This window comes from Pseudoalteromonas aliena (genome assembly GCF_038155085.1).
Taxonomy (GTDB): Bacteria; Pseudomonadota; Gammaproteobacteria; order Enterobacterales; family Alteromonadaceae; genus Pseudoalteromonas; species Pseudoalteromonas aliena_A.
The window spans coordinates 68,229-74,428 of sequence record NZ_JBAKAU010000017.1; the positions used below are offsets into that span (position 1 = coordinate 68,229).

6 protein-coding genes and 2 tRNA genes are annotated in these 6,200 nt (G+C 37.6%); 5 read left to right on the forward strand and 3 right to left on the reverse strand.

What is annotated here, in order from left to right; translation table 11 throughout:
• Positions 1-24: 24 nt before the first annotated feature.
• On the reverse strand, positions 25-210 hold the full coding sequence (locus V6260_RS14925; RefSeq protein WP_007579801.1) for a PA3496 family putative envelope integrity protein: 186 nt from the start codon (positions 208-210) through the stop codon (positions 25-27).
• Positions 211-597: 387 nt separating this feature from the next.
• Between V6260_RS14925 and V6260_RS14930 the strand changes: the two genes are divergently transcribed.
• Positions 598-1,392, forward strand: a complete 795-nt coding sequence (locus V6260_RS14930; protein WP_341594933.1) for a YggN family protein — start codon at positions 598-600, stop codon at positions 1,390-1,392.
• Between the two features lie 286 nt (positions 1,393-1,678).
• Here V6260_RS14930 and V6260_RS14935 read toward each other — a convergent pair whose 3' ends face one another.
• On the reverse strand, positions 1,679-3,121 hold the full coding sequence (locus V6260_RS14935) for a PLP-dependent aminotransferase family protein (RefSeq protein ID WP_341594934.1): 1,443 nt from the start codon (positions 3,119-3,121) through the stop codon (positions 1,679-1,681).
• A 102-nt stretch (positions 3,122-3,223) separates the two neighbouring features.
• Here V6260_RS14935 and V6260_RS14940 point away from each other — a divergent pair, with 102 nt between their 5' ends.
• Positions 3,224-4,153, forward strand: coding sequence for a DMT family transporter (locus V6260_RS14940; protein ID WP_341594935.1), 930 nt, complete (start codon positions 3,224-3,226; stop codon positions 4,151-4,153).
• 37 nt (positions 4,154-4,190) lie between these two features.
• On the opposite strand, the gene V6260_RS14945 is transcribed toward V6260_RS14940, so the two are convergent.
• Complete coding sequence (locus tag V6260_RS14945) at positions 4,191-5,060, reverse strand: diacylglycerol/lipid kinase family protein (protein WP_341594936.1); 870 nt, start codon at positions 5,058-5,060, stop codon at positions 4,191-4,193.
• A gap of 325 nt (positions 5,061-5,385) precedes the next feature.
• On the opposite strand from V6260_RS14945, the gene V6260_RS14950 reads away from it, so the two are divergent.
• The 3 genes from V6260_RS14950 (at position 5,386) to V6260_RS14960 (ending at position 5,979) form a co-directional block, all read left to right on the forward strand.
• Entirely contained in the window at positions 5,386-5,526 is a 141-nt protein-coding gene (locus tag V6260_RS14950; RefSeq protein WP_004335040.1) for a hypothetical protein, read from the forward strand.
• 218 nt (positions 5,527-5,744) lie between these two features.
• A tRNA-Ser gene (locus tag V6260_RS14955) sits at positions 5,745-5,835 on the forward strand.
• Positions 5,836-5,886: 51 nt separating this feature from the next.
• Positions 5,887-5,979: transfer RNA gene (locus tag V6260_RS14960), tRNA-Ser, on the forward strand.
• The last annotated feature ends 221 nt before the right edge of the window (positions 5,980-6,200 follow it).

Consider the following 6,200-nt stretch of genomic DNA (forward strand, 5'->3'; position numbering starts at 1 on the left):
GTATTTTATTTATACTAGTGAAATTTAATCGGTGTAATCGCTTAAATCATCTTCGCCTAGATTTTTACGCAAGCGTTTTTGCTCAAGGTAGTCTTCCAACTTCTTTTTAACCTTTTGCTTGTTCTTATCGTGTTGATTACGGCCGAGCATTTCGTACTCGTCTTCAACAAAATCGTCATCTAGCGCATCGTAACTAAATGTCTTACCCACAACCCACTCCATAAAGTGTTTGAGACCAACCAAGGATTTTATTATCGCAATAGTCGGTAAAATTAAAATGTTTAACGTCAAAATGCTGTGCAAATTAACATCAAAATAAAGCCACGTGACTACTGTAAATAGTCTTCATGTCAGTAATGTGAATAAATAGCGCTAAATTTGAATTGAGGAAAGTGAGAGTTTTTTATCGTATCGATAAATAAAATTTATTAATTTTTATTAGTTAGCCAATTTGACTAAAAAATAGTTATTTATTAATTATTTTCATTTACTAAAAAACAAACAAAAACAGTTAACCATATGTTTTATATTAAAAAATAAAACTGGCACCAAACTTGTTATTAGTTAATCGTCATCAACAAAAAGTAGAGAACAAACATGAAAAAATTACTATTAGTTAGCGCATTAATTTGTACGCCAGCCGCTATGGCTCATAACGATAACGATTCTGCAATTTCATTTAGTAATGATGAATGTAACGTCGAATTTAAAAATGATGTGCGCATTAAGCCAAACGAATTGGAAATTTTTACCGTCAACAATAAAACCATGCAGTTTAATACCCATGGTGACTTAACTGTAAATGGCGAATTTGTAGCACTAAATAATTCGCAGCGCGAAGCGCTAACCAAGTACTCTGATAGTTTACGCACACAATTACCTGAAGTAGCTAATATAGCGCTAGAAGGCGTTAAAATTGCCGGAGTAGCATTAGAAGAAGTGGGCAATGCATTTAATATTGACGGCCTTGATAATATGTCAGAGCTTATGGATGACATTAAAATCGAAGTAGAAAACACATTTTACCAACAAGGTACATTTGTAATGGGCCAACAAAGTTTTAATCAATTTGGCGAAAACTTTGAACAACAATTTGAGCAGCAGATAGAAACAGCGGTTGAATCAGCAGTAATGCAATCAATGGGCAGTATTTTAGTAGCTTTAGGTTCTGAGTTACTTGGTTCAGGCGGTGATATGGATGTTTTTGAACAACGTATGGAAAATATGGGTGCACAAATAGAAGAAAAAGTAGAGCTACATGCAAGCGCACTTGAAGAACGTGCTAACTCTTTATGTGGAAACTTTGCTGATATTGCAAAACAAGAGGAGCAATTAGTAATGCAAGTGCCAGAGCTTAAAGGTTACCAGTTATTTAGTTTTAAACAGAATTAGTACAGCAAACGTTATTTAACATCCCTTTGGCAGCACTTAAGTTTACTTAAATGCTGCTTTTTTGTATTTCGTTGACTTATACCAACCTGCATAAATCTTTGATCAGTTTAACGAATTAAATTGCACTATAACGTCGTTAAAATTTTTTTATTTACGACTGCATGGATGCAGGAGGTAGAGCAATGCAGGGAGCAATTGCCGAGAACAACTAGATACAAAAACTTTTGCCTAGTTCTAGCGTAATTTTCTTAACGTTAAATGGACCCCATATATAAGCAGATTGGTATTACTTTTTAGCTAATAAAGTAAGCTTACCCAATGTAACTATTGCTTGCTCAATTTGCGCGTTCCATTGCACACCATAACTTAACCTTACACAGCTTTTATATTTATTAGAGGCCGAAAAAATAAGCCCTGGGGTTATGCTAATACCCACTTCAAGTGCAAGTAAAAATAACTTTTGGCTATCGTATTCGCCTCCTAAATCAATCCACATTACGCAACCTCCTTTTGGATCGCTTATACGTGTATTTTTTGGCATAGCTTGTTGTAAGCACCATCGCATACGCTCTTTGTTATCGCGCAGGCGTTGCCTAAGTACTTTTAAATTTCGGTCGTACTCGCCGCTGGCAATAAACTCAGATAACGTCCATTGGTTTATTAACGAAGCAGAGCAACTTAGTGCTCTTTTATATCGCCTTGCCTGCGTTGCAAATTTACCCGCAACTAACCAACCTACACGATAGCTCGGCGCTGCCGTTTTAGAAAAAGATGAGCAACTAATCACTAATCCTTTTTTAGAGTACGCTAAAGCAGGTGTGCCTCGTTTTGCCGTAAAATATAAATCGCCGTATACGTCATCTTCAATAAGCACTACGTCATGACTTTCAAGTAGCTCCACCAGCTGCTGCCTGTTTTTATCTGGCATAAAGCTACCTACAGGGTTGCTAATTGCAGTCGAGAATAAACATGCTTTTATGTCATGCTCCTTTAAAGCACGTTCTAAATCGCTCAACCAAATGCCATTATCTGGGCACAGTGGTATTTCGAGCGCTTTAAGCCCTAGGCTTTCTATTAACTCGATAATCCCGTGATAACAAGGCGTCTCAATGGCAACTACATCGCCTGGCTTTGTCACACACTTAAGTGCAATAGCCATGGCTTCTTGTGCACCATTGGTGATCACAAGCTCGTCCATATCAATACCAATGCCAAAATCTAGATAGCGATGCACTAGTTGCTTTTTCAGCGGCACAAATCCATCTGTTGGCCCATAGTTAATGGCTTTACTGCCGGCAATTGTCATTACGCGGCGCATATTTCTGGCAAGCGCTTTATCGGTAGGTGCAGCGGCTATAGGGTTAGCGATACCAAAAGGGACTACGTTCGCTTGATGAATGGCGCTATATACCTGCTCTATTAAGGCTTGTTTATTTACCACAACAGGCTCGCGACTTAATTCAACTCGCTTAGGTAAGTTATGCGCGGCGTTAACAGCTTTTAAAAAGTATCCTGATTTTTCGCGTGCCTCTACTAGCCCTTGATCCTCAAGTGCTTGATACGCTTGTTTTACAGTGGGAATACTTATATTTAAGTTATCTGCCATTTTACGTAGTGATGGTAGTTTTTCGCCGGGGAGTAAAACTTGTTGAGCACTCATATCCCTAATTAACTGAATAACTTGTTGATATAAAAAATCGTGCCCTTGGCTATTTTTTTGTCTTATCATCACACACCAAATCTGTATAGGTTACATTTTTACTTTTCTGTATATGGTAAGTATACAGATAGGTCTTAAAATAGCCATTCAATCGGGCTTTAAGGACTAACCATGAAAAGTGCAGCGTTATACATTACAACCGTTTTAATTTGGGGCTCTACTTGGTTAGCCATAGAATTTCAACTAGGCGATATTGCAGTCGAGTTATCGTTATTTTATCGCTTTGCTATTGCAGCGCTTTTAATGTGGTTGTATGTAGCGTACAAAAAACCCGACATGCGTTTCTCATTAGTCGATCATGGCTTTTTTGCTTTATTAGCTCTGTTTAACTTTGGTTTAAATTACTTAATGCTTTACTGGGCACAAAATTACCTAACCTCAGCCATGAGCTCCATTGCCTTCTCGATGCTGCTGGTTATGAACATAGTTAACACTCGACTATTTTTTGGTAAACCAATCTCAAAGCGAATTTATACAGGAGCTGTTCTTGCTGTATTAGGTATTACGTGTCTGTTTTGGCCACAGTTACAGCAGTTCGACTTAAGTAACGGTGCATTGGTCGGGTTACTACTTGCCATTGGCGGTACCTTTGTGGCTTCATTAGGAAATATGGTAAGCGTTCGAAATTCTCGTAAGCAAATTGGTGTATTACAAGGTAATGCATGGGGCATGTTATATAGCGCCGTAGGCTTAGCGTTATATGTATTAATGAATAACGTGCAATTTAGTGTAAACGCGCCACCGAGTTACTGGTTATCATTACTCTACTTATCAATATTTGGCACCGTAATCGCTTTTGGTTGCTACTTTGCACTACTAAAAAATATTGGCCCTGAAAAAGCCAGCTACGTTATTGTTTTATTTCCATTAGTAGCAGTAACGCTAAGTAGTTTTTTTGAAGGGTTTGAATGGCACGCAAATACCTTTGCAGGGTTTAGCTTAGTGCTATTAGGTAACGCCATTGTGCTTACCCCAACAAAACGAATTAACGCCTTTTTAGCTAATAGAGCAATAGCTAAAAGTGGCTCCGTCCCCAGTTAGACGCGTTATTAACGCAACTAACGCAAAAGCGCCTACTTTACTGTAGGCGCTTTTTTATTGGCATATGAAAAAGTAAGGCCTGTCCATGCACACTAACAACTGCAGGAGTTTTACCTATCAACTCACCATCTGCTTCAATCAATAGCCCTTCAGTATTTATGGAAGCTGTATTTAAGCGACTATAGGTAAGGTTTTTTATATACTCATGACGCTTAAAAAATAACTTAATAAAGCTTATTACATTATAAAAAAGCCCACCCGATCGCATTTGATAACACTCAAGCTGACCATCAATTAAATCTGCTTTTGGCGCTATTTTTAGCCCGCCACCAAAGTACTTATGATTAGCAAATACAGTAATTAAATTTTGATACTGCCGAGCATCGTTATTAAACGTACCTTGTAACTGCTGAGCTTGATAATAAAATAGCTCTTTAATACTCGCCCAACTGTAGTCAAAAGATGAAAAATTAGCTTTCTCGTTAATTGTTTTAATCACATGAGCATCAAATCCTACCCCTGCAATATTAATAAAATAGCGGCTATTAATTTTTCCTATATCAATGGCTGTCGGTGTATTAAATAATGCCTTTCGCCAATCATCTTCTGTGCAATTAAACCCTCTGGAAAAATCGTTACCTGTACCGCAAGGTAATAATGCTAACGAACAGCTGCTCCCTATTAGCGCATTAACCGCCAAGTTCAATGTACCATCGCCACCTAGTGCAACTACTTTGGGAAATTTACTCAGTAACAACCTTATTTGAGCGCAGTCATCGTCAAAGCTTCCCGTAGTAGTGAATATACAATAAGAAAAGCTGCGTTTTTTACAGATATTTTTAAGCCATGCCAATGATTTTTGGCTCTGTTTTTTGATACTTGGTTTAATAATTATTAGTAGTGACAAGCTTTTGTTTCCAGCAATGTATTTTAGAGTGAGATAACAAACGTTTAATTAAATTTTTTTAATCTGAATAAATAATCAAAAAACACTATATAAAATGCATAAAAATAAATTAAAAAAGCAAAAACCCCAATATTAAAGGGATTTAAACCAACCACCATCTAAATACCTATGCAAAAACAGTAATACAACTTACTGAATTGCACATTAATAAAATAAATTCAGATTAGTTTAACTAATCCCTCAGGCTCAATTTTTATCGTTGTATTTTTAATCAAACAACGTGCAAAATGCACGCGATTTCAACAGATACAACCGGAGCAAAATAATGAAACCAATTAATACATTAAATCAAACAGCAGCAGCGCAAGTAGCCGTTAAACCAACTAATCGTAAAGCAAGAATGTTAGCTAAACTTAACACGATTGGTAAAAGACTAGCACTTAGCGGTGCAGCTCAATATAAATAATCACCCAACCATGATTATTTTTCGGTGCAGCGAACACTCAACCACTAAATGAAGTCACTTATTTAGCTCCCATTGTTTGCTGCAACCTATTTATTTTATTAAAAATTGCCTTAATTTCCCCTTATTTACAAAAAAAACCTCATTTACGTATGTTTTTTAGGCAAACAGTCATTTTGCTATTTACACAGCGGTATCACCTAAGTATTATTCTGCGTCACGGAGAGATGGCAGAGTGGTCGAATGCACCGGTCTTGAAAACCGGCATGGGTTTATAGCCCATCTAGGGTTCAAATCCCTATCTCTCCACCATATTTTAATTGGTGGCTTTTTTTACTCCATCAATACAACCGGTTATGCGTTGGAGAGGTGTCCGAGTGGCCGAAGGAGCTCCCCTGCTAAGGGAGTATAGAGTTTGTAGCTCTATCGAGGGTTCGAATCCCTCCCTCTCCACCATACTTAATTTAAACCACTTAATTGTGGTTTTTTTGTGCCTAAACTTTAACACCGATACTAAATTGGGAGGGTGAGAAGCCTCGACAGGGTTCGACAAAATGTCTGGAACATTATGGGCCGCTGCAAGCGTCGCGCAGCGATTGATTACATGGATGTAAGCGAGCCTATCCCTCCCTCTCCACCATACTTAATTTAAACCACTTAATTGTGGTTTTTTTGTG